This is a genomic window from Kitasatospora sp. NPDC018619 (assembly GCF_044391605.1).
In the GTDB taxonomy this organism is placed as follows: Bacteria; Actinomycetota; Actinomycetes; order Streptomycetales; family Streptomycetaceae; genus Kitasatospora.
In genome coordinates this window covers 206,498-233,039 of sequence record NZ_JBISAI010000010.1, presented here as the reverse complement: position 1 = coordinate 233,039, position 26,542 = coordinate 206,498, and the positions used below count along the sequence as shown (strand labels likewise).

The 26,542-nt window shown below is 73.3% G+C and carries 26 protein-coding genes and 7 tRNA genes; 22 read left to right on the top strand and 11 right to left on the bottom strand.

What is annotated here, in order from left to right; all coding sequences use genetic code 11:
- Positions 1-24: 24 nt before the first annotated feature.
- The 5 genes from ACH5AR_RS18465 to ACH5AR_RS18445 all read right to left on the bottom strand — a co-directional run bounded on the left by ACH5AR_RS18465 (position 25) and on the right by ACH5AR_RS18445 (position 545).
- Positions 25-96 (bottom strand) — tRNA-Val (locus tag ACH5AR_RS18465).
- Positions 97-140: 44 nt separating this feature from the next.
- Positions 141-212 (bottom strand) — tRNA-Val (locus tag ACH5AR_RS18460).
- Between the two features lie 41 nt (positions 213-253).
- Positions 254-325, bottom strand: a tRNA-Val gene (locus ACH5AR_RS18455).
- A 33-nt stretch (positions 326-358) separates the two neighbouring features.
- Positions 359-432: transfer RNA gene (locus tag ACH5AR_RS18450), tRNA-Cys, on the bottom strand.
- A gap of 40 nt (positions 433-472) precedes the next feature.
- Positions 473-545 (bottom strand) — tRNA-Gly (locus ACH5AR_RS18445).
- 318 nt (positions 546-863) lie between these two features.
- Between ACH5AR_RS18445 and ACH5AR_RS18440 the strand changes: the two genes are divergently transcribed.
- From ACH5AR_RS18440 to ACH5AR_RS18430, 3 genes are all read left to right on the top strand, one after another.
- The gene (locus ACH5AR_RS18440; RefSeq protein ID WP_396302469.1) at positions 864-1,958 is read left to right on the top strand and encodes a chorismate-binding protein; all 1,095 of its coding nucleotides are present in this window, start codon (positions 864-866) and stop codon (positions 1,956-1,958) included.
- Between the two features lie 27 nt (positions 1,959-1,985).
- Positions 1,986-2,816, top strand: a complete 831-nt coding sequence (locus ACH5AR_RS18435) for an aminotransferase class IV (RefSeq protein ID WP_396302468.1) — start codon at positions 1,986-1,988, stop codon at positions 2,814-2,816.
- A 67-nt stretch (positions 2,817-2,883) separates the two neighbouring features.
- The gene (locus tag ACH5AR_RS18430) at positions 2,884-3,732 is read left to right on the top strand and encodes a GNAT family N-acetyltransferase (protein ID WP_396302467.1); all 849 of its coding nucleotides are present in this window, start codon (positions 2,884-2,886) and stop codon (positions 3,730-3,732) included.
- Between the two features lie 12 nt (positions 3,733-3,744).
- On the opposite strand, the gene ACH5AR_RS18425 is transcribed toward ACH5AR_RS18430, so the two are convergent.
- Complete coding sequence (locus ACH5AR_RS18425) at positions 3,745-4,245, bottom strand: DsbA family protein (RefSeq protein WP_396302466.1); 501 nt, start codon at positions 4,243-4,245, stop codon at positions 3,745-3,747.
- A 112-nt stretch (positions 4,246-4,357) separates the two neighbouring features.
- Here ACH5AR_RS18425 and ACH5AR_RS18420 point away from each other — a divergent pair, with 112 nt between their 5' ends.
- Complete coding sequence (locus tag ACH5AR_RS18420) at positions 4,358-4,816, top strand: hypothetical protein (RefSeq protein WP_396302465.1); 459 nt, start codon at positions 4,358-4,360, stop codon at positions 4,814-4,816.
- 43 nt (positions 4,817-4,859) lie between these two features.
- Here the strand turns inward: ACH5AR_RS18420 and ACH5AR_RS18415 are convergent, their stop codons facing one another.
- Both ACH5AR_RS18415 and ACH5AR_RS18410 read right to left on the bottom strand, forming a co-directional pair.
- Positions 4,860-5,429 (bottom strand): CGNR zinc finger domain-containing protein, encoded by a 570-nt coding sequence (locus ACH5AR_RS18415; protein ID WP_396302464.1) that lies wholly within the window; start codon positions 5,427-5,429, stop codon positions 4,860-4,862.
- A 427-nt stretch (positions 5,430-5,856) separates the two neighbouring features.
- The gene (locus ACH5AR_RS18410) at positions 5,857-6,270 is read right to left on the bottom strand and encodes an SsgA family sporulation/cell division regulator (RefSeq protein ID WP_030056266.1); all 414 of its coding nucleotides are present in this window, start codon (positions 6,268-6,270) and stop codon (positions 5,857-5,859) included.
- A 674-nt stretch (positions 6,271-6,944) separates the two neighbouring features.
- Between ACH5AR_RS18410 and ACH5AR_RS18405 the strand changes: the two genes are divergently transcribed.
- Both ACH5AR_RS18405 and ACH5AR_RS18400 read left to right on the top strand, forming a co-directional pair.
- Positions 6,945-7,016: transfer RNA gene (locus ACH5AR_RS18405), tRNA-Val, on the top strand.
- 207 nt (positions 7,017-7,223) lie between these two features.
- A tRNA-Val gene (locus ACH5AR_RS18400) sits at positions 7,224-7,295 on the top strand.
- An 80-nt stretch (positions 7,296-7,375) separates the two neighbouring features.
- Here ACH5AR_RS18400 and ACH5AR_RS18395 read toward each other — a convergent pair.
- Positions 7,376-8,143, bottom strand: a complete 768-nt coding sequence (locus tag ACH5AR_RS18395) for an exonuclease domain-containing protein (RefSeq protein WP_396302463.1) — start codon at positions 8,141-8,143, stop codon at positions 7,376-7,378.
- Positions 8,144-8,307: 164 nt separating this feature from the next.
- Here ACH5AR_RS18395 and ACH5AR_RS18390 point away from each other — a divergent pair, with 164 nt between their 5' ends.
- From ACH5AR_RS18390 to ACH5AR_RS18375, 4 genes are all read left to right on the top strand, one after another.
- Entirely contained in the window at positions 8,308-8,865 is a 558-nt protein-coding gene (locus ACH5AR_RS18390; RefSeq protein WP_396302462.1) for a DUF4365 domain-containing protein, read from the top strand.
- Positions 8,866-8,897: 32 nt separating this feature from the next.
- Positions 8,898-10,061, top strand: a complete 1,164-nt coding sequence (locus ACH5AR_RS18385; protein ID WP_396302461.1) for a hypothetical protein — start codon at positions 8,898-8,900, stop codon at positions 10,059-10,061.
- Positions 10,062-10,149: 88 nt separating this feature from the next.
- On the top strand, positions 10,150-12,129 hold the full coding sequence (thrS, locus tag ACH5AR_RS18380; protein WP_396302460.1) for a threonine--tRNA ligase: 1,980 nt from the start codon (positions 10,150-10,152) through the stop codon (positions 12,127-12,129).
- A gap of 82 nt (positions 12,130-12,211) precedes the next feature.
- The gene (locus ACH5AR_RS18375) at positions 12,212-12,772 is read left to right on the top strand and encodes an HIT family protein (RefSeq protein ID WP_396302459.1); all 561 of its coding nucleotides are present in this window, start codon (positions 12,212-12,214) and stop codon (positions 12,770-12,772) included.
- A gap of 89 nt (positions 12,773-12,861) precedes the next feature.
- Here the strand turns inward: ACH5AR_RS18375 and ACH5AR_RS18370 are convergent, their stop codons facing one another.
- The gene (locus tag ACH5AR_RS18370; RefSeq protein WP_396302458.1) at positions 12,862-14,508 is read right to left on the bottom strand and encodes a hypothetical protein; all 1,647 of its coding nucleotides are present in this window, start codon (positions 14,506-14,508) and stop codon (positions 12,862-12,864) included.
- 192 nt (positions 14,509-14,700) lie between these two features.
- Here ACH5AR_RS18370 and ACH5AR_RS18365 point away from each other — a divergent pair, with 192 nt between their 5' ends.
- Positions 14,701-15,126, top strand: coding sequence for a thiol-disulfide oxidoreductase DCC family protein (locus ACH5AR_RS18365; protein WP_396302457.1), 426 nt, complete (start codon positions 14,701-14,703; stop codon positions 15,124-15,126).
- On the opposite strand, the gene ACH5AR_RS18360 is transcribed toward ACH5AR_RS18365, so the two are convergent.
- Complete coding sequence (locus tag ACH5AR_RS18360) at positions 15,114-17,162, bottom strand: elongation factor G-like protein EF-G2 (RefSeq protein WP_396302456.1); 2,049 nt, start codon at positions 17,160-17,162, stop codon at positions 15,114-15,116. The genes ACH5AR_RS18365 and ACH5AR_RS18360 overlap by 13 nt on opposite strands.
- 289 nt (positions 17,163-17,451) lie before the next feature.
- Here ACH5AR_RS18360 and pgsA point away from each other — a divergent pair, with 289 nt between their 5' ends.
- The 11 genes from pgsA to ruvB all read left to right on the top strand — a co-directional run bounded on the left by pgsA (position 17,452) and on the right by ruvB (position 26,385).
- On the top strand, positions 17,452-18,099 hold the full coding sequence (gene pgsA / locus ACH5AR_RS18355) for a phosphatidylinositol phosphate synthase (RefSeq protein WP_359825323.1): 648 nt from the start codon (positions 17,452-17,454) through the stop codon (positions 18,097-18,099).
- Positions 18,100-18,115: 16 nt separating this feature from the next.
- Positions 18,116-19,078 carry a phosphatidylinositol mannoside acyltransferase gene (locus ACH5AR_RS18350; protein WP_396302455.1) on the top strand — a complete coding sequence of 321 codons (963 nt, stop codon included), beginning with the start codon at positions 18,116-18,118 and terminating at the stop codon, positions 19,076-19,078.
- 77 nt (positions 19,079-19,155) lie between these two features.
- Positions 19,156-20,340, top strand: coding sequence for a glycosyltransferase family 4 protein (locus ACH5AR_RS18345; RefSeq protein WP_396302454.1), 1,185 nt, complete (start codon positions 19,156-19,158; stop codon positions 20,338-20,340).
- Positions 20,341-20,413: 73 nt separating this feature from the next.
- Positions 20,414-20,782, top strand: a complete 369-nt coding sequence (locus ACH5AR_RS18340) for a 5-carboxymethyl-2-hydroxymuconate Delta-isomerase (RefSeq protein ID WP_396302453.1) — start codon at positions 20,414-20,416, stop codon at positions 20,780-20,782.
- 74 nt (positions 20,783-20,856) lie between these two features.
- On the top strand, positions 20,857-21,357 hold the full coding sequence (locus ACH5AR_RS18335) for a hypothetical protein (protein ID WP_396302510.1): 501 nt from the start codon (positions 20,857-20,859) through the stop codon (positions 21,355-21,357).
- A gap of 129 nt (positions 21,358-21,486) precedes the next feature.
- Positions 21,487-22,398 (top strand): pyridoxal 5'-phosphate synthase lyase subunit PdxS, encoded by a 912-nt coding sequence (pdxS, locus tag ACH5AR_RS18330; protein ID WP_396302452.1) that lies wholly within the window; start codon positions 21,487-21,489, stop codon positions 22,396-22,398.
- Between the two features lie 92 nt (positions 22,399-22,490).
- Positions 22,491-23,114 carry a pyridoxal 5'-phosphate synthase glutaminase subunit PdxT gene (pdxT, locus tag ACH5AR_RS18325; protein ID WP_396302451.1) on the top strand — a complete coding sequence of 208 codons (624 nt, stop codon included), beginning with the start codon at positions 22,491-22,493 and terminating at the stop codon, positions 23,112-23,114.
- A gap of 78 nt (positions 23,115-23,192) precedes the next feature.
- A complete protein-coding gene (locus tag ACH5AR_RS18320; RefSeq protein ID WP_396302450.1) occupies positions 23,193-23,951 on the top strand; it encodes a YebC/PmpR family DNA-binding transcriptional regulator in 759 nt (252 codons plus the stop codon).
- Positions 23,952-24,104: 153 nt separating this feature from the next.
- On the top strand, positions 24,105-24,653 hold the full coding sequence (gene ruvC / locus ACH5AR_RS18315) for a crossover junction endodeoxyribonuclease RuvC (protein WP_396302509.1): 549 nt from the start codon (positions 24,105-24,107) through the stop codon (positions 24,651-24,653).
- Positions 24,650-25,261, top strand: a complete 612-nt coding sequence (ruvA, locus tag ACH5AR_RS18310) for a Holliday junction branch migration protein RuvA (RefSeq protein ID WP_396302449.1) — start codon at positions 24,650-24,652, stop codon at positions 25,259-25,261. The genes ruvC and ruvA overlap by 4 nt, the downstream gene beginning before the upstream one ends.
- A 53-nt stretch (positions 25,262-25,314) precedes the next feature.
- Positions 25,315-26,385, top strand: coding sequence for a Holliday junction branch migration DNA helicase RuvB (gene ruvB, locus ACH5AR_RS18305; protein WP_396302508.1), 1,071 nt, complete (start codon positions 25,315-25,317; stop codon positions 26,383-26,385).
- Positions 26,386-26,542 lie beyond the last annotated feature (157 nt).

Here is a 26,542-nt window from a genome sequence, read left to right as displayed (position 1 = left end):
CAGCAGGCCCCGACGGGCCTGACGTGCGCGATACTGGGATTGAACCAGTGACCCCTACCGTGTCAAGGTAGTGCTCTCCCGCTGAGCTAATCGCGCCTGGTGCGGTGGTGTTGCAGCAGGCTCCGAAGGGCCTGTTACGGTGCGCGATACTGGGATTGAACCAGTGACCCCTACCGTGTCAAGGTAGTGCTCTCCCGCTGAGCTAATCGCGCCTGGTGCGGCGGTCCTGCAGCAGGCCCCGACGGGCCTGACGTGCGCGATACTGGGATTGAACCAGTGACCCCTACCGTGTCAAGGTAGTGCTCTCCCGCTGAGCTAATCGCGCGGGGAGGCGCCCCGGCATAACCGGGGAGCCTCTTGGAGGTGGAGACGGGATTTGAACCCGTGTACACGGCTTTGCAGGCCGTTGCCTCGCCTCTCGGCCACTCCACCAGGCAACACATGAAGAACGATCTTACACTGTTCTCCATCGAGCGGACGACGAGATTCGAACTCGCGACCCTCACCTTGGCAAGGTGATGCTCTACCAACTGAGCCACGTCCGCCTGTCTCCCGGGATCTTCACCGCTTTTCTTCGGCTGCGCTCCCTGGCGACGTGTTGAACTCTAGCGGATTCCCGGGCCAGCTAAAAATCCGTTCCCGCAGCATGCCGAGGGGATGGCCGCCGAGTGCCGTCCCGTCAGCCCTGCCGGTCGGCCCCGGGCCACCACCTGCGCTGCTCCCGGACGGTCATCCGCAGGTCACCCCGCGCACACCGGGGTGACGCACACGGCTGCTCGTACGCGGGGGCGCGAGCCCCGCCCGGCGCGCGCCCCCGACCTACACTTCAGGCACCGCCACCAGCACCACCGCGCAGGAGAACCGTGTCCGGCCAACCCGCCCCCCGCCCCCCGCTCGCCCGCTTCGGCGGCCGCCTGGCCACCGGACTGCGCGACGTCACCTCGGACCCGGCCGCCCTCGACTCCACCGGCTACTGGGCCGTCGCCTACGACTTCGAGGGCCGCCTCACCTGCGCCCGCTTCGAGCGGGTCACCTCCGCCCCCGCCCCGCCCTCCGGCGCCGGCTGGCGCGGCCCGGGAGCCGGCGACTGGCACAGCTCCCTCGACCGTGCCGCCTACACCGCCGGCGTCCGCCGCATCCGCGAGCACATAGCCGCCGGCGAGGTCTACCAGGCCAACCTCTGCCGGGTGCTCTCCGCACCGCTGCCCGACCCGGACCGCACCGACGTCGACGCCCTCACCGGCCTCCTCGCCCACGGCAACCCGGCCCCGTACGCGGGCACCGTCCGCCTGCCCGACCACGGCGTCGAGATCGCCACCGCCTCGCCCGAGCTCTACCTGCGCCGCAGCGGCCGCACCGTCTCCTCCGGCCCGATCAAGGGCACCGGCCGCACCGAGGACGACCTCCTCGACAAGGACCACGCCGAGAACGTGATGATCGTCGACCTGGTCCGCAACGACCTCGGCCGGGTCTGCGCGACCGGCAGCGTCACCGTCCCCGACCTCTGTGCCGTCGAGAAGCACCCCGGCCTGGTCCACCTGGTCTCCACCGTCGAGGGCACCCTGCGCGAGGGAGCCGGCTGGCCCGAACTCCTCGCCGCCACCTTCCCGCCCGGATCCGTCACCGGCGCCCCCAAGTCCAGCGCCCTGCGGATCATCGAAGCCCTGGAGACGGCCCCGCGCGGGCCCTACTGCGGCGCCGTCGGCTGGGTCGACGCCGACCGCGGCGAGGCCGAACTCGCCGTCGGCATCCGCACCTTCTGGATCGACCGGACGGATCCCGGCGCCCCCGTCCTGCGCTTCGGCACCGGCGCCGGCATCACCTGGGGCTCCGACCCCGAGCGCGAATGGGCCGAAACCGAACTGAAGGCCGCTCGCCTGGTCGCGATAGCGTCGGGCAGCGAACCCGGCGGCCCCGGCGGCGAGCCCGCCGGCGGATCCGCGCCGACCGGGGCCTGAGCCCCCACCGCCTAGGAGCAGCGCCCGATGCACGACAGCACCACGAGCTGGGTGAACGGCACCCTCGTCGACTCCGCCGACGCGGCCCTGTCGGTCCTCGACCACGGCCTCACCACCGGCGACGGCGTCTTCGAAACGGTGAAGACGGTCGACGGGCGGCCCTTCGCCCTCACCCGCCACCTCGACCGGCTCACCCGCTCCGCCCGCGGCCTCGGCCTGGCCGACCCGGACCACGACCTGGTCCGCGAGGCCTGCGCCCGGGTCCTCGCCGCCAACCCGGCGCCGCTCGCCCGGCTGCGGATCACCTACACCGGCGGCAACGGCCCGCTCAGCTCCGAGCGCGGCACCACCGGCCCCACCCTGGTCGTCGGCCTCAACGCGATCACCCGCCGCCCCGACGAGACCGCCGTCACCGTCGTCCCCTGGCGCCGCAACGAGCACAGCGCCGTCGCGGGCCTCAAGACCACCTCGTACGCCGAGAACGTCGTCGCCCTGGCCTCGGCCCACCGCGCCGGCGCCTCCGAGGCGCTCTTCGCCAACACCGCCGGCCTGCTCTGCGAGGGCACCGGCTCCAACGTCTTCGTGGTCCTCGGCGGCCGCCTGCTCACCCCCACCCTGGCCTCCGGCTGCCTGGCCGGCATCACCCGGCAGCTCGTCGTCGACTGGTGCGGCGCCGAGGAGGCCGACCTCCCGCTCACCGTCCTGCAGGAGGCCGAGGAGGTCTTCCTGACCTCGACCACCCGCGACGTGCAGGCCGTCACCCGGGTCGACGACCGCGAACTGCCCGGCATCGGCCCCGTCACCGCCAAGGCCATGGCCGTCTTCGCCGAGCGCGGCGGCGACGACCTCGACCCGTGATCCCCGCGCGCGGGAGAGCGCGCCGACCGGGCGGATAACCCTCCCCGCAGCGGGAAGGGAGCACCACATGACCACCACGCTGCGCCCCGAGGGCCCGGAGACACCCACCGCGGCCGGCGGCCGCACCAGACGCTGGCTGATCCTCTCCAACGGCCGCCCGGTCGGTGCCCTGCGCACCACCGCAGACCCTCAGGGCGGCCAACTCTGGGGCCGGATATCCGAGTTGGAGATCACCGAGGGCCGGGGCCGGGGCCGGGGCACCTTCGGCGGGCTGGCCGCCGAAGAGGTGCTGCGGACCTGGGGCTGCACCCGGGTCGACGTCGCCGTCCCCGAGTCGGCCGCGACGGCCCGGGGGCTCGCCGTGGCCCTCGGGTACACCGAGCGCGCCCTGACCATGTCCAAGCTGCTCACCGCCGCCCCCGAGCTGCCCGCCGGGCTGAGCGTGTGCCCGTTCGACCGGCCGGCCGAGCTCCGGGCCTGGTTCGAGCAGTCCGGGGAGGACTACGTCCGCATGCTGACGCAGTCCGGTCTCACCGAGGAACAGGCCCGCGCCCGGATCGCCGCCGGCCGGCAGGACCCCGCCGCCTCGGATCCCGAGGCCCCGGGCTCGGTGGTGCGCCGGCTCCACGGCGCCGGGGGCGGGGAGGAGCCGTACGGCCTGCTCTGGCTCCAGCTGCGCCTGCGCGAGCTGCCGGACGGCGAGCCGCTCGCCTGGGTGATGAAGGTGGAGGTGTCCCCGGCCCACCGGGGCCGGGGACACGGCCGCGCGCTGATGCTGCTCGCCGAGCGCGAGTGCCTGGCCGCCGGGGTGCGGCACCTCGGCCTCAACGTCTTCTCCGGCAACGAGCCGGCCATCCGGCTCTACGAGTCGCTCGGCTACCGGATCACCGAGCGCCTCTACGGCAAGCAGCTGTGACCCGACGTGGCGTCAGGACGCCTTCGCCTCCTCGATGACGGCCACGATCCGCTCGCGCAGCCCGTCCTGGCTCTTGCCGCCGTCGAGGCGCCGGCCGCCGATCACGTACGTCGGCGTGCCGGTGACGCCGATCGCCTTGCCCTCGGCCTGGTCGGCGTCGACGGTCAGCATGTGCCGGCCGTCGACCAGCGCGGTGTCCACCTCGTCGGCGTCCGCCCCGACCTGGCGGGCGACGTCCAGCAGCACCTGCTGCCCGCGCGCCTGCAGCTCCGCCGTGCGGGCCAGCAGCGCCTCCACGAACGGCCAGCCCAGGCCCTGGGCGAACGCCTCCTCGGCCGCCTCGGCGGCGGCGTAGGCGTGCTTGTGCTTCTCCAGCGGGAAGTGCCGCACCTCCACGGGCAGCGCGTCGCCGTACTGCGCGCGCAGCGCCCGTACGTCGTCCAGCGCGGTGTGGCAGTCCGGGCACTGGAGGTCGCACCAGAACTCGAGGCGGGGGAGGGAACCATCGATCATTCCCCCAGTGTTCCACTAGTGGGCGCCCGCTCCGGCCGGAGGTGCGCCCGAGGGCGGACCGAGAGGAAGCACCGATGACCTGGACGACCGGACACGAAGGAGCGGCTCCGTGGTGAGCGCGGCGATCAGCTTCATCCTCACGGCGGGCGGGGTGGCCTTCGCCGGGCTGCGGGCCTACCGGCGGCGCTTCCTGTCGGCGACCCGGTGGTTCGCGGTGGCCCTGCTGCCCGCCGGGCTCTACCTGACCGGGCTGTTCCCGCTGGCGAGCACGATCGGCCGGGAGTTCGCCGACTGGGCGACCAAGCTGGTCCTCGACCCACGGGTGTGGACCGGCATCGCGCTGCTGGGCGTCTCCGCGGTCCTGCTGGTCGCCACCCGCTGGGCGGGCCGCCGGGGCGCGGCGGCTGTGGAGGGCGGCCCGGAGCGCCTGGCCGCGGCCGGGCCGGCGCCGGAGCGCCCGGCGGTGGCGCCGACGCCCAAGGCCACGAAGAAGCCGGCCGCGGCCAAGCGGGAGGACGGCCTCGGGGACTTCGCCGACATCGAGGAGATCCTGCGCAAGCGCGGCATTTGAGCGGGACGGCCTGCGCCGGAGCCGGGCGGACCGCGGGGGCGGGTCAGGCGGAGGAGACGGCCTCCGCCGACCGCTGGCGCGCCCGGTACGCGGCGACGTGCAGCCGGTTGCCGCAGGTGCGGCTGTCGCAGTAGCGCCGTGAGCGGTTGCGGGAGAGGTCCACGAAGACCCGGGCGCAGTCCGGCGCCTCGCAGCGGCGCAGCCGCTCCCGCTCGCCCGCCATCAGGATGAAGGCCAGCGCCATGCCCAGCTCGGCGGCCAGGTGGTCGCCGAGCGCGGCGTGCGGCGCGAAGTAGTGGATGTGCCAGTCGTGGCCGTCGTGGTCGGTCAGCCGGGGCGTCGTCCCCGCGGCCGCGACGAGCGCGTTGACCAGCTCGGCGGCCTCCGAGGTGGACTCCGTCGCGAACACCTCGCGCAGCCGGGAGCGCAGCTCGTGCACCCGTCGCAGGTCGTCCTCGGTCAGCGAGTCGATCTCGCTGATCTCCTGGCGGACCACGAAGGCGTCCAGCGCGGCGACGTCCGGCAGCCGCTCGGCGCCGCACACCTCGGGTGCGGTGTTGAGCAGCTCCACGAGGATGCTCAGCGCGCACTCGGTGTCATGGGTGATCAGCACGTTGGGGGCTCCTCGCGCAGGGGGATTCCGATACCCCGCGTCCAGTCCACGGTTACCCCAGACCATACCGGGCCGCGTGCCGCTGGGGCGGCGCCTTCTTTCGAAGACGTGTGCGCAGGCCGACAAGGCGTACGAAACCGGACGCCGCCCGGGCCCCGAACCGGCGTGCTGGCCCCGCAGGAGCGTCCGAGGGCCCGAAGACGGCGGCGCCCGGCACCGGGGCCGGCCACCCGTGAGGATGACCGGCCCCGGTGCCGGGCGCCTGCGGTGCTGGGCCCGCTCCGGTGGGAGCGGGGCCGCTCACCGGCCCCGAGACCGCGACGTGCGCGGCTGAGTCCGCTGCCGTGCCCCCGAGTAGGACGGCAGCGATGACGGCAGGGGGTACGGCCCCGCCGACAGCGGGGCGTGACCGCCTCCGGGCGGGGTGTCAGCTTTCGGCGAGGATGTGGGACAGCTCCCGGTCGAGGTCGAAGTGACGGTGTTCGGTGCCGGGGGGCACCGCGGCGTCCGTCCGCTTGAGGAACGACTCAAGCGCCCGGGCCGGGGCCTCCAGCAGGGCTTCTCCTTCCGGAGAGCTCAGTGCGATGCAGACCACCCCTTGCCCGTGGCTGCGCGACGGCCACACCCGGACGTCGCCGGTACCGGTGGGTCGGTGCAGCCCCTCCGCGAGGAGATCTCGGGCGAACACCCACTCCACGGTCTCGTCGGCGCCCGTGTGGAACGTGGCGTGCACGGCATAGGGGTCGGCGGTGTCGTAGCGCAGGCCCGCGGGGACGGGCAGTGAGGACTCGCTGGACACGATGAGGCGCAGGTGCAGCTCGCAGCTGACCGTGGTGTTCATAAGCGCCATGGCCTTTCGCTCAGTGTGCGCTCGGGGAATCGCACGTCGGCGAACGGACCATCCCACCCCCAAGACCGATGTAAACCCCTCTGTCCCGATTCGGGCGCGAGTCGTACCCCTTACGGCGCATTGCGTAATCGCCCCGCAGCGGCCGGGCCGGGCATTACCCGGGCGCTACTTGCTTAGTTTCCTGGCATGACTGTGCGAAACGACAACGCGCTCGGGAACGCGGGAACGGGTGAACCGGACGTGGCGGTTGACGCAACCGGCGAGGGCGGACGGGCGGCCGGTCCGCGGCCCGCGGCCCCCGCGGACCGACCGCCGGTGCCGCCCCGGAACCGGCGGGTGGCGGTCTCCCCGGCAGGCCTCCCGGTGGGGGTGCCCCGGCCGGTCGCGTGGCCGCTGCCGGGGCCGGCCGGACGCGGGGGTCCGGTCCACCGGGCTCGGCCGGGCGCGCTCGGCCCCTGCGCCGGATCCGCCCCGCCCCCGCGCCGGATCCGCCGCGAGGCCGCCGGGGCCGCCCGGCGGGCCTGGAACCCCGGAGGCGCCGCCGTACCCCGCGGCCTGCCGCCCCCTGGCCGACCGGGGGGGCCGCCGCCCCCTCCCGGGCGGGCCTCGGACGGGGAGGGCGTTCGGAGCACCCTCCGGGATGCGGTAATGTTCTTTCTGCACCCGGGCGATTAGCTCAGCGGGAGAGCACTTCGTTCACACCGAAGGGGTCACTGGTTCGATCCCAGTATCGCCCACCGGAATGCATTGTGATATGTGAGGCCCAGTCGATTATCGACTGGGCCTCACGTGTATTTCCCGAATCCGCCTGAAGGGCCGTCGGTAATCGGCTGAGGCACAGTCACCTTCCGCGCGGGGCGCGAGTTCTGCGGAGGTGGCGGGGGCCCGGAACGGACGAGTTGTACGACCGCCCCCGAACGGTGCTACAGTTCATCTCGTTGCCCGGGCGATTAGCTCAGCGGGAGAGCACTTCGTTCACACCGAAGGGGTCACTGGTTCGATCCCAGTATCGCCCACCGGACAGCACGCAGGCCCTGACCAGGAAACCGGTCAGGGCCTGCGGCGCGTTCCGGGCCCGGGAGGCCGGGCCGCCGCGTCACGCCGCCGCCTCGCAGCCGTGCTCCGGCTCCAGCCGCCGCCCGCAGCCGCACCTGGCCGGGCGCAGTGGCCAGGACAGGTCCACCCGCTCCGGCGTCCCCGAGCGGTCGAACCAGTGCTGCAGCCCGCGTGCCTGCGCCGCGTGCCAGACCGCCTGCCGCAGGTGCAGCTCCGCCGCCGACAGCCCGCCCAGCGCCGCCGGGTAGCGGGCGCCGATCCGCCGGGTCAGCGCCAGCGCCGCCGCCGCGTCCGCCGCCGCGTCGTGCGCCCCCGCCAGCTCCACGCCGTAGTGGGCGCACAGGTCGGTCAGCGTCCGCCGGCCCCTGCGGTAGCGGTCCACGTGCTTGTCCAGCACCCGTGGGTCCAGCACCACCAGCCCGGCCGTGGCCAGTCCGCCGGTCAGCGTCAGCCCGTGGTGGCGGCGCAGCTCCCGGTCCAGCAGGGTCAGGTCGTAGGGCGCGTTCATCACCACCACCGGGCGGCCGGCCAGTGCCTCGGCCGCCAGCGCCCGGGTGACCTCCGCCACCACTGCCCGGGCCGGACGGCCGTGGGCGCGCACCTGCTCGTCGGTGATGCCGTGCACGGCGCGGGCGCCGTCCGGGATCGGCACCCCGGGATCGGCGAGCCAGGTGGTGGTCCGGGCCGGCGCACCCGGCGCGAGCTGGACGACCAGGGCGGCCGAGACGATCCGGTCGTTCTCGACGTCCACGCCGGTTGTCTCGGTGTCGAAGGAGGCGAGTGGTCCGGTGTACCAGTGCTGCTGCATGACGGCCCCTCAGACGAGCGTTGCGCCCGGTTGATACCCGGTCCTGACGCCTCTTCAACCCGTTTGGCCCAAGCCCGACCGGGGATCCTGCCCATGACTGTCCCGTTCGAATCGACCGACCCGTCCGGCCGGGACGGGCCCGAGCCGGGGGAGGCCACGGGGCGATGGCACTGACCCAGCCGCAGCCCGACGGGGCGGCGGCCGCCGTCCTGCGGGGGAACCTCGCCGTCACCGCCTGCATGGAGACCCTGCAGGTCGGCTACCTGCACGCGGTCGCCGCGGCGGCCGGCTGCTCGCTCTCCCAGCCGTTCCCGGACAACGGCATCGACTGGCACGTCAGCCACGGCTCCCGGGCCCACGCGGTGGACGACGAGGTCACCGTCAAGATCCAGCTCAAGGCGACCCAGCAGGTCGCGGCCGCCCCGTCCGGGCCGTTCTTCAGCTTCACCCTGGACAACGACCACCTGCGCAAGCTCGCCCGGCCCCGGGTCGCCGTCCCGCGGCTCCTGGTCGTGATGCTGCTGCCGCGCCGGGTCGACCACTGGCTGCGGGCCCGCCCGGACGCCCTGGAGCTGCGGCACTGCTGCTACTGGGTCAACCTGGCCGGCCACCCGGTCACCGGGCAGCGGCGCACCAACGTCCGGGTGCCCACCGACAAGGTCTTCGACGACCGCGCGCTCTGCGACATCATGGCCCGGGTCGGCGCGGGCGGCAGCCCGTGACGGCCCGGCCCCGGCAGGGAGGAACCGGACCCATGACACCGCCGCACGCACCGGGCGAACCGGCCCGGCCCCTGCCCGACCCGGCCACCGTCGACCCGGCGGTGCTGGCCACCCTGCTCGCCCGGCACGGCTGGACCCGCCGCGGGGGGCCGGCCGCCCGGTACGGTCGCTGGACCCCGCCCGACGACGAGCCCGGCACCAGCCTGCTCGTCCCGGCCGGGAGCGGCTTCGACGACGCCGTCGAACTCCTCACCGACGCCGTCACCGCCCTCTCCCGCTCCCGCACCCCCTCCGCCCGCTCGATCCTGCTCGCCCTCACCGTCCCCGGCGACGAGCTGCGCTGGCGCCGCGAGCCCTCCGGCCCCGCCGGCGCCGCCTCCTGGGACGGGGCCGAGCGGCTCCGGCGGGCGGCCCGCGGGATGCTCGCCGCCGGCGCCAAGGCCGCCCGCACCAGGGCCGGGTACTTCGGCGCCCGGCTGGACGGCCCGGCCGGGGACTTCCTGGACCGCGTGCTGCTGGTCGAACAGGACGCCGCCCTCACCGCCCTCACCCCCGCCCCCGAGGGACGCGCCGCCGTCACCACCCTGGTCCGCGCCCTGGAGGCGCTGCGCGACGCCGTCGACTACCGCCGGGTCAGCGGCGGGCCCGAGGCCTTCGCGAACGCCGTCCCGGCCGGCGTCAGCCGGGAGCTCGTCCGGGCCGTCGAGGAGCTGGTGCGCGACGCCACCGCCGCCCGGCTCACCGTCGCCTGGTCACCCGCCGCCGGGACGCCGGGCGGCTTCGGGGACCGCCGGATCGACCTCGACTTCTCGCCCGGCGACCTGCCCGCCCTGGCCGAGGCCGCCGACCTGCTGGAACGGCTCGAACCCGCGGTGGCCGTCACCGTGGTCGGCGTGGTCACCCGGCTCAAGCGCGCCGACCCGTCCGGCCCGGGCTCGGTACGGCTGCGGGTGCTGGCCGGCGCCGAGGTCCGCGAGCTCAAGCTCCGCCTGCCCGACCCCGACTACCGGCTCGCCGCCGAAGCCCACCTCGCGGGCCTGCCCGTCCGGGTCTCCGGCCGGCTGGACCGGCACGACGGCTTCCGCCGGCTGAACCGCCCGCACGGGCTGGAGCTCCGCGGCTGGGAGGAAGGGGACCGCGAACGGCTGCTGAAAGCGCTCGGTGAGACGGCGGAGGAAGGGGGGGAAGGGGCGTAGGTGGACGGCGGGGGCGGCGCGCTCGGTACCATCGTCACGCGCAGCGCAGTGTTGCGCCCTCTGAAATCCAGCACGTCAGGAGAGACCGGTGACGGACGTCCGGGTAACCATCAGCCGCGAACCCGATCGGGAAGAGCGCGTGGTGACGACGGGCACCACGGCCGCCGATCTCTTCGCCGACGACCGCTCGGTCATCGCCGCCCGCGTCGGCGGCCTGCTCAAGGACCTCGCGTACGCCGTCCAGGACGGCGACGAGGTCGAGCCCGTCGAGATCGGCAGCAAGGACGGCCTGGACATCCTGCGCCACTCCACCGCGCACGTCATGGCCCAGGCCGTGCAGCAGCTCTACCCCGAGGCCAAGCTCGGCATCGGCCCGCCGGTCAAGGACGGCTTCTACTACGACTTCGACGTCGAGAAGCCCTTCCACCCCGATGACCTCAAGGCCATCGAGAAGAAGATGCAGGAGATCATCAAGCGCGGGCAGAAGTTCTCCCGCCGGGTGGTCACCGACGAGTCCGCCCGCGAGGAGCTGGCCGCCGAGCCGTACAAGCTGGAGCTGATCGGCCTCAAGGGCTCCGCCGCCACCGCCGGCGAGGGCGCCGACGTCGAGGTCGGCGCCGGCGAGCTCACCATCTACGACAACCTGGACGCCAAGACCGGCGAGCAGTGCTGGGGCGACCTCTGCCGCGGCCCGCACCTGCCCAGCACCCGGCACATCCCGGCCTTCAAGCTGATGCGCAACGCGGCCGCCTACTGGCGCGGCAGCGAGAAGAACCCGATGCTCCAGCGCATCTACGGCACCGCCTGGCCGACCAAGGACGAGCTCAAGGCCCACCTGGACTTCCTGGTCGAGGCCGAGAAGCGCGACCACCGCAAGCTCGGCAACGAGCTCGACCTCTTCTCCATCCCCGAGGAGATCGGCTCCGGCCTCGCCGTCTTCCACCCCAAGGGCGGCATCATCCGCCGGGCCATGGAGGACTACTCGCGCAAGCGGCACGAGGAGGAGGGCTACGAGTTCGTCTACACCCCGCACGCCACCAAGGGGAAGCTGTTCGAGAAGAGCGGCCACCTCGACTGGTACGCGGACGGCATGTACCCGCCCATGCAGCTCGACGAGGGCGTGGACTACTACCTCAAGCCGATGAACTGCCCGATGCACAACCTGATCTTCGACGCGCGCGGCCGTTCGTACCGTGAACTGCCGCTGCGCCTCTTCGAGTTCGGGACGGTGTACCGCTACGAGAAGTCCGGCGTCGTGCACGGCCTGACCCGCGCCCGCGGCTTCACGCAGGACGACGCGCACATCTACTGCACCCGCGAGCAGATGGCGGAGGAGCTCGACTCCACGCTGACCTTCGTGCTCAACCTGCTCCGCGACTACGGCCTGACCGACTTCTACCTGGAGCTGTCGACCAAGGACCCGGAGAAGTTCGTCGGCAGCGACGAGACCTGGGAGGAGGCCACCGCGGTGCTCGCCGCCGTGGCCGAGAAGCAGGGCCTCCCGCTGGTCCCGGACCCGGGCGGCGCGGCCTTCTACGGCCCGAAGATCTCGGTGCAGGCGCGGGACGCCATCGGCCGGACCTGGCAGATGAGCACCATCCAGCTCGACTTCAACCTGCCCGAGCGCTTCGACCTGGAGTACACGGCGGCGGACGGCTCGCGCCGGCGGCCGGTCATGATCCACCGGGCCCTGTTCGGCTCGATCGAGCGCTTCTTCGCGGTGCTGCTGGAGCACTACGCCGGCGCCATGCCGCCGTGGCTGGCCCCCGTCACCGTGACCGGCATCCCGATCACCGACGAGCACGTGCCGTACCTGCTGGAGGTCGCGGCCGAGCTCAGGAAGCACGGGATCCGGGTCGAGGTGGACACCTCGGACGACCGGATGCAGAAGAAGATCCGCAACGCCCAGCGCAGCAAGGTGCCGTACATGCTGATCGCGGGCAACGACGACGTCGAGGCCGGTGCCGTCTCCTTCCGCTACCGCAACGGCGAGCAGAAGAACGGCGTTCCGGTCGCGGACGCCGTGCAGGAGATCGTGGACGCGGTGAAGAACCGGATCCAGGTGTGATCCGGTAGCACGACGGCTCGTGCGCGGGGCAGGCTCTCGAAGAGTCTGCCCCGCGCGGCTTCGCGAGCACCGTCGGGCGAATATGCTGATCAGCATGACGACTGAGCCGGAACTGCAGCGGGGCGTCGGTGAGCCGGACGGCTTCCGCCGCCTGTGGACCCCCCATCGGATGGCGTACATCCAGGGTGAGAACAAGCCCACCGGCCCGGCTCCGGACGACGGTTGTCCGTTCTGCTCGATCCCGTCGCTGAGCGACGAGGAGGGGCTGGTCATCGCCCGGGGGAGCGCCGTGTTCGCGGTGCTGAACCTGTACCCGTACAACGGCGGGCACCTGATGGTCGTCCCGTACCGGCACGTGGCCGACTACACCGACCTGGACGAGGCCGAGACGGCCGAGCTGGCGGACTTCACCAAGAAGGCGATGACGGCGCTGCGGTCGGCCTCCGGGGCGCACGGGTTCAACATCGGGATGAACCAGGGCGCGGCCGCCGGGGCCGGCATCGCGGCCCACCTGCACCAGCACGTCGTCCCGCGCTGGGGCGGGGACACCAACTTCATGCCGGTGGTCGGCCACACCAAGGTGCTGCCGCAGCTGCTGGCGGACACCCGGAAGATGCTGGCCGAGGTCTGGCCGCAGGACTGAGCCGGGCGGTACGGCGGACGAGGGCCCCACCGAGGATCTCGGTGGGGCCCTCTCGCGTGCGCCCCGGGGCAGCCGGTGCGCCCCGCGGGTCAGCCGGCGTTGAAGGTGTCGACGTCGTACGGGCGCGGGCTCTGCGCCTCGGACTTGATGACCGAGGTGCGGTTCTTGAAGAAGCGGTCGGCGTCCAGGTCGTGCTCCTCCAGGAACTCCAGCGTGGCCGCGTGGACGGCGGCGAGCACCGGGACGGAGGCGTTCTGGGCGTTGTCGACCATGGAGCGGTTCTCCCAGGCCCGGCCCGCCCAGACGTGCCGCAGCCCGAACGGCTCGGGCAGGCCGAGCCCGCCGCCGAGCCAGCTGAGCAGGCCGGGCATCCGGTAGAACGGGGCGCGGACGGCCTGGCGGACGACCTCGTCGTTGTCGATCAGGGGGAGCTTGACGGTGCGCTCCTCCCAGAACTTCAGCGTCTTGGAGACCGACTTCTCCTTGTCCTTGGGCTTGTCGAAGAAGACGCCCTTGACCGGGCCGAGCGCGTAGCCGGACACGGTGATGTTCAGGACGTTGGCGAGCAGGGTGACGGTGACGGTGAAGGTGAGGACCAGCTTGCCGTCGTGGGTGATGAACTGGGTCGCGAGGTAGTGCCGGGGGCCGCCGGAGAAGGTCTGCTTGTCGGCGACGCTCTGCACGGCGAAGTCGCGCATCCGGTCGCCGTCCATGTCGGCGTTGCCGGGGCGGCTGATCTCGTCGGCGCCCTCGCCGATGTCGAAGACCACCCACTGCTTGACGGCGACGTTGGGCATGCCGCTGTTGGCGACGTGGCTGACGCCGAGCCCCTTGAGGTGGGAGGAGATCCGGCGGATCAGGTCCCAGGGGTGGAAGGCGCGGAAGTCGACGTGCCCCTCGGCGGGGTGGAGGGTGTCGGCGAGGCGCCACTCGCCCCAGCGGCGGCCGGCCCCGAGGATGCCCTTGGGCCCGGCGTAGTGGTGGATGTTGGTCTCCTGCTCGGCGTCCAGCCGGCCGAGCTTGTCGCGCAGGTCGGCGGCCTTCTTGTCGAGGTCGTCCCGGGGGACGGCCTTGGCCACCGTGGCGGCCACGGTGCTGCCCTCGACCAGGGCCTGCCAGCGGCCGCGCAGGTCCTTGGCGGAGCGCTCGACGATCCGGCGGGCGAGGTACCAGCCGACGACCGGGGCGAGCATGGTGATGCGCAGGTAGACGCCGATGAAGCCGGTGGCCGGCGGGCGCAGCGCGAGGAGGACGGCGAGGGCGGCGGTCGCGGCGAGCACGATGCCGCCGTAGACGGCCGCGTTCTTCGGGTTGTCCCGTTTGAGCCAGGCGCGGAGCTGGAAGGCGCCGAGCCAGACCAGGGTGCCGGGGAGGAAGAGCGCGCCGGTGGCGATGGAGACGGTGCTGAGCTGCCGGTCGCGGGTGTTGCGCAGTTCCTCGGCGGCGAGGCAGTGCTCGACGACCTGGCGGGTGTCGACTCCGAAGGCCGGGACGAGGGGTTTGCGGCCGCCGCCGAGGGCGCGGGAGATCAGCGCCTTGCTGAAGGCCTCGCCGAGGTTGGGGCGGAAGAGCGCGAAGCGGCCCTTCTTCTCGGTGGCGTCGGTGACGGCGCCGACGAAGCCCTGGATCTCGCCGTCGCGGTAGGCGGTCGAGGAGAGTCCCTGGGTGATGGCGGTCTGCGGCCCGGCGTCGGTCCGGGGTATCTGCGCACCCGGGGTCATGTCGAGTGTGGTCACGGTGGCGTCCCCTCCTCCCCTTGTCAGCGGCAGGTTACCGTGCCGTGGCACCCCCGCGCGGATGATCGTCTGAAGTACCGTCACCGGGGCCTGAGGGGCATGATGCCCAGCTTCCGGCGGGTCGATGCCGGAGTGGGGAGCCTGGTGGGGGTGGGGCAGGATGGTTGGTGGGAACGAGGCGAGGGAGCGGTCGTGAAGGATCCGGTGCTGGTCTTCGACGGGGACTGTTCGTTCTGTTCGTCCTGTGTGCGCTGGGCCGAGCGGTACCTGCGGCAGACGCTGGCCTCGGGGGGCTGGGAGGCGGTGCCGTTCCAGCGCGCGGACCTGGCGGAGCTGGACGGCCGGGCCGGCGGGCGCGGTGAGGTGTCGGCGGAGCGGGCCGAGCACGAGGTGCTCTGGGTGACGCCGACCGGCCGGGTGTACGGGGGCGCGCAGGCGGTTGCGCGGCTGCTGATGCGCTCCGGCGGGGCGTGGGCGTATCTGGGCGCGGTGTTGACGGCGGCGCCGGTGCGGCCGCTGGCGGGGCTGGCGTACCGCTGGGTGTCGCGCAACCGGCACCGGATGCCGGGGGGTACGGCGGCGTGCGCGCTGCCGGACCGCGGGTCTCAGTCGGTGTAGCGCTCGGCGAGGGCGGCGGGCATGGGCTCGTGGCGCAGGTAGGCGCGGGAGAACTCGGCGGTGCCGTGGGTGAGCGAGCGCAGGTCCGTCGGGTAGCGGACGAGTTCGAGCTCGGGGACCTCGGCGCGCAGCAGGGTGAGGCCGGTGCCGCCGGTCTCGGTGCCCAGGACGCGGCCGCGGCGGGCGGAGAGGTCGCCGAGGACGGCGCCGAGGTAGTCGTCGGGCAGCAGGACGCTGACGGCGGCGACGGGTTCCAGCAGCCGGATGACGGCGTGCCCGGCGGCGTCGCGCAGGGCGAGGGCGGCGGCGTTCTGGAAGGACGCGTCGGAGGAGTCCACGGAGTGCGCCTTGCCGTCGGTGAGGGTGACCCGGACGTCGACGAGCGGGTACCCGGTGGTGACGCCCTTGGCGAGCTGGGCGCGCACGCCCTTCTCGACGGAGGGGATGAAGTGCTTGGGGACGGCGCCGCCGACGACGTGCTCCTGGAACTCGACGCCCGAGCCGGCCGGGAGCGGTTCGACTTCGAGGTCGCAGATGGCGTACTGGCCGTGGCCGCCGGACTGCTTGACCAGGCGGCCGTGCCCGGCGGCGGCGGTGCCGAAGGTCTCGCGCAGGGCGACCTTGGGCTCGACGGTGTCGACGTGCACGCCGTGGCGGGTGCGCAGGCGGTCGAGGACGACCTCGGCGTGGGCCTCGCCGGTGCACCAGAGGACCAGCTGGTGGGTGTCGGGGTTCTGTTCCAGGCGCAGCGCCGGGTCCTCGGCGGTGAGGCGGGCCAGGGCCTGGGAGAGCTTGTCGTCGTCGGCCTTGCTGTGGGCTTCGACGGCGATCGGCAGCAGGGGCTCGGGCACGGTCCAGCCGTCGAGGTCGACGGGGTGGCCGGGGTCGTGGACGGTGTCGCCGGCGCGGGCGGTGGTGAGCTTGGCGGCGCAGACGAGGTCGCCGGCGACGGCGTGCGGGACGGGCCGCTGGAGTTTGCCGAACGGGCTGGTGAGGGCGGTGACGCGTTCGTCGCCGTTCTGGTCGGCGGTGTGGGCGGGGCCGGCGAGGTGGATCCTGGTGTCGGGCCGCAGGGTGCCGGCGAACAGGCGCAGCAGGCTGATCCGGCCGACGTAGGCGTCGCCGGTGACGCGGACGACCTGGGCGGCGAGCGGGGCGTCGGGGTCGCAGGCGGGAGCGGGGCGGGTGCGCTCGGTGGGGTCGGGGAAGGTGTGCGCGACGAGGTCGAGGAGTTCGGCGGCGCCCAGGCCGTTCTCGCTGGTGGGGACGGCGGGGTGGAGGTCGCAGGCGAGGACTTCTCGGCGCAGGCCGGCTTCGAGGGAGTCGGTGTCGAGCGGGTCGCCGGAGAGGTAGCGCTCCATGAGGGTGTCGTCCTGGCCGGAGATGGCCTCGACGAGGCTGTCGTGGGCGGGGGCGGTGTCGGGCAGGGGGTCGGCGTCGCCGTAGGTGTCGCCGGTGAGGAGGTCGACGCTGCCGTCGGGGCGTCCGTCGTGGAGGACGGGCAGGAAGAGCGGGCGGAGGGTGTCCGGGCCGAGGTCGAAGGCGTCGTGGCAGGCGGTGAGGATCTCGTCGAAGCCGGTGCGGGCGAGGTCGAGCTTGGCGACGGCGACGGCGCGGGGGATGCCTTCGGCGGCGCACTCGCGCCACAGGGCGCGGGTGGGGGCGGTGACCGGGTCGGTGGCGGAGACGACGAAGACGGCGGCGTCGGCGGCGTGCAGGGCGGCGCGCAGGTCGGCGGTGAAGTCGGGGTGGCCGGGCGGGTCGATCAGGTTGATCTTGACGCCCTTCCATTCGAGGGGGAGGAGCGCGAGCTGGACGGAGCGCTGCTGCTGGTGCTCGATGTCTTCGTGGTCCGAGACGGTGGTGCCGTCGGTGACGCGGCCGGCCCGGCCGACGGCGCCGGCGGCGAGCGCGAGGGACTCGGCGAGGGTGGTCTTGCCCACACCGCTGGAGCCGATGAGGACGACGTTGCGCAGGTCCTTCGGGCCGGTGACGGTGGGTGCCTGGCCGGCTCGTGCCGTGCTGCGGTCGGGCATCGGGGTCTCCTCCCGTGGCGCCGAGGCTGTCCATCGCAGTCTAGGTGGGAGCGTCGCGGTGGGCGCGTGCCGTGCGGCCGGTCGGGTTCCGGCGGGGCGCGCGCCGTACGGCCGGGCGGTGACCGTCCGTGTGTGCGCCGTGGCGGGGGCGGTGGACGGCGGTGCGTGCGCCGGAGCGTGTCCCCGGCGTGGCTACGATGGGTGGGCCGGACGGGCTGATCCGCCCGGCCGTCTGCCGCGCGTTCTGCGCCAGGCGGGTATCTGGGAGATCGGAGCGGCTGGGAAGGCCATGCTCAACAAATACGCGCGTGCCTTCTTCACACGTGTCCTGACCCCGTTCGCCGCGTTCCTGATCCGCCTGGGCGTGAGCCCGGACGCCGTGACGCTGATCGGTACCGCCGGTTCGGTGGCCGGTGCGCTGGTGTTCTTCCCGCGTGGGGAGTTCTTCTGGGGCACCATCACGATCACGCTGTTCATCTTCTCGGACCTGGTCGACGGGAACATGGCCCGCCAGCTGGGCCGGAGCACGAAGTGGGGGGCGTTCCTCGACTCCACCCTGGACCGGGTCGCGGACGCGGCGATCTTCGGCGGTCTGGCGATGTGGTACGCGGGCAAGGGTGACGACAACCTGCTCTGCGCGGTGGCGATCTTCTGCCTGGCGAGCGGCCTGGTGGTGTCGTACACGAAGGCGCGGGCGGAGAGCCAGGGCCTGCCGTGCGACGTGTCGGGCCTGGTGGAGCGGGCCGAGCGGCTCGTGGCCAGCCTGGTGGCGGCCGGGGTCGCGGGCCTGCACACCTTCGGCGTCCCGTACGTGGAGTGGCTGCTGCCGGTGGCGCTGTGGCTGGTCGCGGCGGGCAGCCTGGTGACGGTGTTCCAGCGCATGCTGACCGTGCGCCGGGAGGCGTTCGAGGCCGACCGAGCGGCGGCCGGGAGCTGATGGGGGGCGTCCTGCGGTGACGGACCGACTGGTGTACTGGGCGTACGCGCTGGGGTGGGGGCTGCTGAAGCACCTGCCGGAGCGGGCCGCCCGGGGGCTGTTCGACCGGCTGGCGGACTACGCGTGGCGCAAGCGCGGCAAGCGGGTGCTCCAGCTGGAGGCGAACCTGCGCCGGGTCCGTCCGGGGCTGGACGAGGCCGGGCTGCGGGCGCTGTCGCGGGCCGGGATGCGCTCGTACCTGCGGTACTGGATGGAGTCGTTCCGGCTGCCGGTGTGGAGCCGGGAGCGGGTGGCCCGGGACGTCCGGGTGGAGGGCTTCGAGAACCTGCGGGCGCCGCTGGAGGCCGGGCGGGGCGCGTTGATAGCCCTGCCGCACATGGGCAACTGGGACCTCGCGGGAGCCTGGGTGGCGCAGCAGGGCTACCCGTTCACCACCGTCGCCGAGCGGTTGAAGCCGGAGCGGCTGTTCGACCGGTTCGTGGCGTTCCGGGAGGGCCTGGGCATGGAGGTCCTGGCGCTGACCGGCGGTTCGGTGAACGTGATCGGCACGCTGGCGCGCCGGCTGCGCGAGGGCCGGCTGGTCTGCCTGGTGGGGGACCGGGACCTCTCGGAGGCGGGCATCGGGGTGACCTTCTTCGGCGAGGGGACCAGGATGCCGGCCGGTCCGGCGGCGCTGTGCCAGCGGACCGGGGCGGCGCTGCTGCCGGTGACGCTCTGGTACGACGGCCCGGTGATGCGGGCGCGGATCCACCCCGAGGTGCCGGTGCCCGAGGAGGGCGACCGCAAGGAGCGCACCCGGGCGATGACCCAGGAGATGGCCCTGGTGTGGGAGCGGAGCATCCGCGAGCACCCGCAGGACTGGCACATGCTGCAGCGGTTCTGGCTGGCCGACCTGCCGGCCCGCGGGCCGGCGCAGGCGGCGCCCGTGGAGCCCGCGCGGCCGGCCGCGGAGCCCGCGGCCGAGGCCTCCGGCTCCTGACCTCCTCCCGCCGTCCCGCCCTGCCGCGCCGCCGTCCCGCCAGTCCGCACGACCGTCCGAAGGAGTTCGAGGAACCCGTGAAGATCGGCATTGTCTGCCCGTACGACTGGGACGTCCCCGGTGGGGTGCAGTTCCACATCCGGGACCTCGCCGAGCACCTGATCGGCCTGGGGCACGAGGTGTCCGTGCTGGCGCCGGCCGAGGACGACGGGGCGCTGCCGCCCTACGTCGTCCCGGCGGGGCGGTCGGTGGCGGTGCCGTACAACGGGTCGGTGGCGCGGCTGAGCTTCGGGATCCTGTCGGCGGCGCGGGTGCGGCGCTGGCTGCACGACGGCGGCTTCGACATCCTGCACGTGCACGAGCCGGCCGCGCCGAGCCTGTCGATGCTGGCCGCCTGGTCGGCGACCGGGCCGATGGTGGGGACCTTCCACACCTCCAACCCGCGGTCGCGGGTGATGATCGCGGCCTCGCCGATCCTCCAGCCGGGGCTGGAGAAGATGCGGGCCCGGATCGCGGTGTCGGAGTACGCCCGGCGCACCCTGGTGGAGCACCTGGGCGGGGACGCGGTGGTGATCCCGAACGGCGTGGACGTGGGCTTCTTCGCCCGGGCCGAGCCGGACGAGCGCTGGACGGGCGGTGCGGCGAAGGGGGAGCCGGGAACGATCGGCTTCATCGGCCGGATCAACGAGCCGCGCAAGGGCCTGCCGACGCTGCTGGCGGCACTGCCGAGGATCCTGGCCGAGCGGCCGGGGGTGCGGCTGCTGGTGGCGGGCAAGGGCGACGAGGAGGAGGCCGTCGCGGGCCTGCCGCCCGAGGTGCGCGCCCAGGTGGAGTTCCTCGGCATGGTGAGCGACCGGGACAAGGCGCGACTGCTGCGCAGCGTGGACCTGTACGTCGCGCCGAACACCGGCGGCGAGAGCTTCGGGATCATCCTGGTCGAGGCGATGTCCGCGGGCGCGCCGGTGCTGGCGAGCGACCTGGACGCGTTCAAGCAGGTGCTGGACGGCGGGGACGCGGGCGAGCTGTTCCCGGTGGAGGACGCGGACGCGCTGGCCCGGGCGGCGCTGCGGCTGCTGGGCGATCCCGCGCGGCTGGAGGAGCTGCGCGAGGCGGCCTCGCGGCACGTGCGGCGGTTCGACTGGTCGACGGTCGGCGCGGACATCCTGGCGGTGTACGAGACGGTGACGGCGGGCGACGCGGCGGTGGTCGAGGAGGACGTGCGCAGCGGTCGGCGCGGCCGGTTCGGGCTGGCCAGGGACTGAGGCCGCGTCCGGCGGCGCAGGTCGGCGGGGTTAGGGTCGGACGTCCGCACCACTGCGATCCACGGGGGCACCGATGCCGCAGATCTCCGTCGACTACTCGGCCGACCTGGCCGGCACCTTCGACCGCCGGGGCCTCGGCCTGGCGATCAACCGGCTGGCCGAGGAGACGATCGACGCCAAGCCGGAGTCCTGCAAGACGGTGTTCCGGCAGAGCGAGGCGCTGGTGGTCGGCACCAGCGGGCCGGCCGATGACGCCCAGGTGTTCGTCGAGTTCCAGATCTTCCCGGGCCGCACGCCGGAGGCCAAGGCGGCGCTGAGCGAGGGCGTGCTGGCGCTGGTGGCCCGGTACGTGCGGCCGCGGCCGGGCTCCCGGCTGCTCACGGCGGTGAACGTCGCGGACATCGACCGGGGAACCTACCGGAACGCGATCACCCACGGCTGAGCCGGTGACACGCGGTAACGTAGCGGCCCGTGACTACCTGGATCTGGGCCGGCGTGGCCGTGGTGCTGTTCGGCATGTACCTGAGTTGGACGGCCGGCCGCTTGGACCGGCTGCACGCCCGGATCGACGCCGCGCGGGCGGCCCTGGACGCGCAGCTGGTCCGCCGGGCCTCGGTGGCCATCGAGCTGGCGACGTCCTCGCTGCTGGACCCGGCGGCCTCGCTGCTGCTGCTGGACGCGGCGCACGCGGCCCGGCAGGCCGAGGACGAGCAGCGCGAGGTGGCGGAGAGCCGGTTGAGCCTGGCGCTGCGGGCGGTGTTCGAGGAGCCCGAGCAGATGGCGGCGCTGGTCGCGGAGCCGGGCGGCGAGGACGCGGTTCGTGAGCTGACCGCCGCGGTGCGACGGGTGCCGATGGCCCGTCGGTTCCACAACGACGCGGTGCGGGCGGCACGGGCGGTGCGCGAGCACCGCCTGGTGCGGTACTTCCGGTTGGCCGGGAAGGCGCCGTTCCCGCTGGCGTTCGAGATGGACGATGCCCCACCGCCCGCCCTCACGCCCGAAGGGGCGCCTGCTTAAGGTGTCCCCCGGATACGGCCCGTTTGTCGTATCCCGTCGTCCGGGCTGGACTTGGTGGCGCATGATGGGGCCATTCGGTCTGCCTACCATAGGGCGATAGCACTGATTCATCTTCGAGTGAGGTCTCACGTGTCCACCACCCCCACCACCGCAGACCAGCCGCAGATCGGTACCGCCCGGGTCAAGCGCGGCATGGCCGAGCAGCTCAAGGGCGGTGTGATCATGGACGTGGTCAACGCCGAGCAGGCCAAGATCGCCGAGGACGCCGGTGCCGTGGCCGTCATGGCCCTGGAGCGGGTTCCGGCGGACATCCGCAAGGACGGCGGCGTGGCCCGCATGTCCGACCCGAACATGATCGAGGAGATCATCGAGGCGGTCTCCATCCCCGTGATGGCCAAGTCCCGCATCGGCCACTTCGTCGAGGCCCAGGTCCTCCAGTCGCTCGGCGTCGACTACATCGACGAGTCCGAGGTGCTGACCCCGGCCGACGAGGTCAACCACTCCGACAAGTGGGCCTTCACCACCCCCTTCGTCTGTGGTGCCACCAACCTGGGCGAGGCCCTGCGCCGCATCGCCGAGGGCGCGGCCATGATCCGCTCGAAGGGCGAGGCCGGCACCGGCAACGTCGTCGAGGCCGTCCGCCACCTGCGCCAGATCAAGAACGAGATCGGCCACCTGCGCGCCCTGGACCACAACGAGCTGTACGCCGCCGCCAAGGAGCTGCGCGCCCCGTACGAGCTGGTCAAGGAGGTCGCCGAGCTCGGCAAGCTGCCGGTCGTGCTGTTCTCCGCCGGTGGCGTGGCCACCCCGGCCGACGCCGCGCTGATGCGCCAGCTGGGCGCCGAGGGCGTCTTCGTCGGCTCCGGCATCTTCAAGTCGGGCGACCCGGCCAAGCGCGCCGCCGCCATCGTGAAGGCCACCACCTTCTACGACGACCCGAAGGTCATCGCGGACGCCTCCCGCAACCTGGGCGAGGCCATGGTCGGCATCAACTGCGACACCCTGCCGGAGACCGAGCGCTACGCCAACCGCGGCTGGTAGTCGCCCCTCCCGAGCCGGCCCGCCGCAGCGCCTCGGCGCGCGGCGGGCCGCGCCACGTAGTCCGTCGTAACGATCGATAGAGGTTGAAGACCGTGAGCACTCCTGTCATCGGCGTCCTCGCCCTCCAGGGCGACGTCCGCGAGCACCTGGTCGCGCTGGCCGAGGCCGACGCGCTCGCCCGTCCGGTGCGCCGCGCCGAGGAGCTGGCCGAGGTCGACGCGCTGGTGATCCCCGGCGGGGAGTCCACCACCATGTCCAAGCTGGCGCTGCTGTTCGGCGTGATGGACCCGCTGCGCGAGCGGGTCGCCGCCGGGATGCCGGTCTACGGCACCTGCGCGGGCATGATCATGCTGGCGGACAAGATCCTGGACGGCCGGGACGACCAGCAGACCGTCGGCGGCATCGACATGACGGTGCGCCGCAACGCCTTCGGCCGCCAGAACGAGTCCTTCGAGTCCGGGATCGAGTTCGCGGGGCTGGACGACGCGCCGGTGCACGGGGTCTTCATCCGCGCCCCCTGGGTCGAGGCCGTCGGCGCGGGCGTCAGGGTGCTGGCCGAGCTGCCCGCCGCGGACGGCCCGGAGAGCCGGATCGTCGCGGTGCGCCAGGGCAACCTGCTGGCCACCTCCTTCCACCCGGAGCTGACCGGCGACCACCGGGTGCACGCGTACTTCGTGCGCATGGTCGAGGAGCACCTCGCCGGGGCCGCGCGCTGACCGTGTGCGCTCCACCGGTGACGACACCGGTAAGATCTCATCTGTTCATTTCCCTTTGGCGACGTAAAGGAGCTGGCGATGTCCGGCCACTCTAAGTGGGCTACCACCAAGCACAAGAAGGCCGTGATCGACGCCAAGCGCGGCAAGCTCTTCGCCAAGATGATCAAGAACATCGAGGTGGCGGCGCGCACCGGCGGTCCCGACCCGGCGGGCAACCCGACCCTCTACGACGCCATCCAGAAGGCGAAGAAGAGCTCGGTCCCGATCGACAACATCAACCGCGCCGTCAAGCGCGGTGGCGGCCTGGAGGCCGGCGGTGCCGACTACCAGACCATCATGTACGAGGGCTACGGCCCGAACGGTGTCGCCGTCCTGATCGAGTGCCTCACCGACAACCGCAACCGCGCGGCCTCCGACGTGCGCGTCGCGATGACCCGCAACGGCGGCTCGATGGCCGACCCGGGCTCGGTGTCGTACCTCTTCACCCGCAAGGGCGTCGTCATCGTCCCCAAGGCCGACGGCGTGGACGAGGACAAGCTGTTCGAGGTCGTCCTCGACCAGGAGCCGGAGGAGATCAACGACCTCGGCGACTCGTTCGAGATCGTCTCCGAGGCCTCGAAGATGGTCGCCGTGCGCACCGCGCTGGTCGACGCCGGCGTCGACTACGACTCGGCCGAGGCCAACTTCCTCCCCAGCATGCAGGTCGAGCTGGACGTCGACGGCGCCCGCAAGATCCTGAAGCTGATCGACGCCCTCGAGGACAGCGACGACGTGCAGAACGTCTTCGCCAACTTCGACATCCCCGACGAGGTCGGCGCGCAGCTCGACGCCGAGTGATCACTGCCCAGTGATCGTCGGTGGGTGACCGTTCCCACTGCCCGGCCCGGTGGTCCCTGGACCACCGGGCCGGTGTCGTCGGTCGGGTTGTCGGACCAGGGCGGTAGCCTGCGGAGGTCCTTCATGGCGAGTGGCAGGGAGTCGGGGCGAGTGGTGCGGGTACTGGGCGTGGACCCGGGGCTGACCAGGTGCGGGGTCGGCGTGGTCGAGGGCGCGCCGGGCCGCCCGCTGCGGATGGCCGGGGTGGGCGTGGTGCGCACGCCCGCCGAGGCCGGGATCGGGCAGCGGCTGCTCCAGGTCGAGCAGGGCCTGGAGGCCTGGCTGGACGAGCACCGGCCCGACCTCGTCGCCGTCGAGCGGGTGTTCGCCCAGCACAACGTCCGCACCGTGATGGGCACCGCCCAGGCCAGCGCCGTCGCGATGCTCTGCGCCACCCGGCGCGGCATCCCCGTCACCCTGCACACCCCCAGCGAGGTCAAGGCCGCCGTCACCGGCTCGGGCCGGGCCGACAAGGCGCAGGTCACCGCCATGGTGCAGCGCCTGCTGCGGCTGGACGCGCCGCCCAAGCCCGCCGACGCCGCCGATGCGCTGGCCCTGGCCATCTGCCACATCTGGCGCGGCGGGGCCGCCAACCGGCTGGAGGCGGCCGTCCGCGCCGCCCGGCCCGCCCGCTCCACTCCTCCGAAAGGCACCGTCCGATGATCGCCTTCGTGCAAGGGCCCGTGGCGGCCATCTCCTCCGGGATCGCGGTGGTCGAGGTCGGCGGGGTCGGCATGGCCGTGCAGTGCACCCCGAACACCCTGGCCGGGCTGCGGCTGGGCGAGCCGGCCCGGCTGGCCACCTCGCTGGTGGTCCGCGAGGACTCGCTGACCCTCTTCGGCTTCGCCGACGACGACGAGCGCGCCGTGTTCGAGATCCTCCAGGCCGCGCCCGGGGTCGGCCCCAAGCTGGCGCAGGCGATCCTCGGCGTGCACAGCCCCGACGCACTGCGCGCCGCGATCGCCGGCGGCGACGAGAAGGCGCTGGTCGCCGTGCCGGGCATCGGCAAGGCCAAGGCGGCCAAGCTGCTGCTGGAGTACAAGGACAAGCTCGGCGCCCCGCACGGGGCGGTGCCCGCGCAGAAGCCGCTCGCCGCGGGCCCGGCGCCCTGGAGCGAGCAGCTGCACTCGGCGCTGACCGGCCTCGGCTACGCCCCGCGCGAGGCGGACGAGGCGGTCGCGGCCGTCGCCCCGGAGGCCGAGGCGCAGGCGACACCGGACGTCGGCGCGCTGCTCCGGCTCGCCCTGCGCGGCCTCAACCGCACCCGCTGACCCCCTGACGATCTGTCCCCTTGTCGACACCGGAGATCCTGGAGCCCGCGACGATGTACGACCCGGAACCCGCCGACCGGCTGGTCACGGCCTCCGCCGACGGTGAGGACCAGGCGGTGGAGGCGGCGCTGCGCCCCAAGCTGCTGGACGAGTTCATCGGCCAGGAGCGGGTGCGCGAGCAGCTCTCGCTGGTGCTCCAGGCCGCCCGCCAGCGCGGCAGCGCACCCGACCACGTGCTGCTCAGCGGCCCGCCCGGGCTCGGCAAGACCACCCTGTCCATGATCATCGCCGCCGAGCTGGGCGCCCCGATCCGGATCACCTCCGGCCCGGCCATCCAGCACGCGGGGGACCTCGCGGCGATCCTCTCCTCGCTCACCGAGGGCGAGGTGCTGTTCCTCGACGAGATCCACCGGATGTCCCGGCCGGCCGAGGAGATGCTCTACATGGCGATGGAGGACTTCCGGGTCGACGTGATCGTCGGCAAGGGCCCTGGCGCCACCGCCATCCCGCTGGAGCTCCCGCCCTTCACCCTGGTCGGCGCCACCACCCGGGCCGGCCTGCTGCCGCCCCCGCTGCGCGACCGCTTCGGCTTCACCGGGCACATGGAGTTCTACGCCCCGGCCGAGCTCCAGCGGGTGGTGCACCGCTCGGCCGCGCTGCTGGACGTGGAGATAGACCCGGCCGGCGCGGCCGAGATCGCCGGGCGCTCGCGGGGCACCCCGCGCATCGCCAACCGGCTGCTGCGCCGGGTCCGCGACTACGCCCAGGTCCGCCACGACGGCGTGGTGGACGCGCGGATCGCCGCCCGGGCGCTGGACGTCTACGAGGTGGACGCCCGCGGGCTCGACCGGCTGGACCGCGCGGTGCTGGACGCGCTGCTGCGCCTGTTCGGCGGCGGGCCGGTCGGTTTGTCGACACTCGCGGTCGCGGTGGGGGAGGAGTCCGAGACGGTCGAGGAGGTCGCCGAGCCCTTCCTGGTCCGCGAGGGCCTGCTCGCGCGCACCCCGCGCGGCCGGATCGCCACCGCGGCGGCCTGGCAGCACCTCGGGCTGACCCCGCCGGTCCAGACCACTCGCGGAAGTGTTCCGGCGCAGTCGGAGCTGTTCCCCGTCGACGGGGATTGACCGCCATCGGCTGAACGGGTGAGTCCGGCCGGCCGGTTCCCACCCGGTGCCCGCGGGCCGGCGCCGGGAGGAGCCCGGAACGAAGTCCGGGAAACTGTGCAGGCGGAGGGTCGCCACTTTCGGCGGCAGGATGCGATGCTTGGCGTTGTCCGATCGA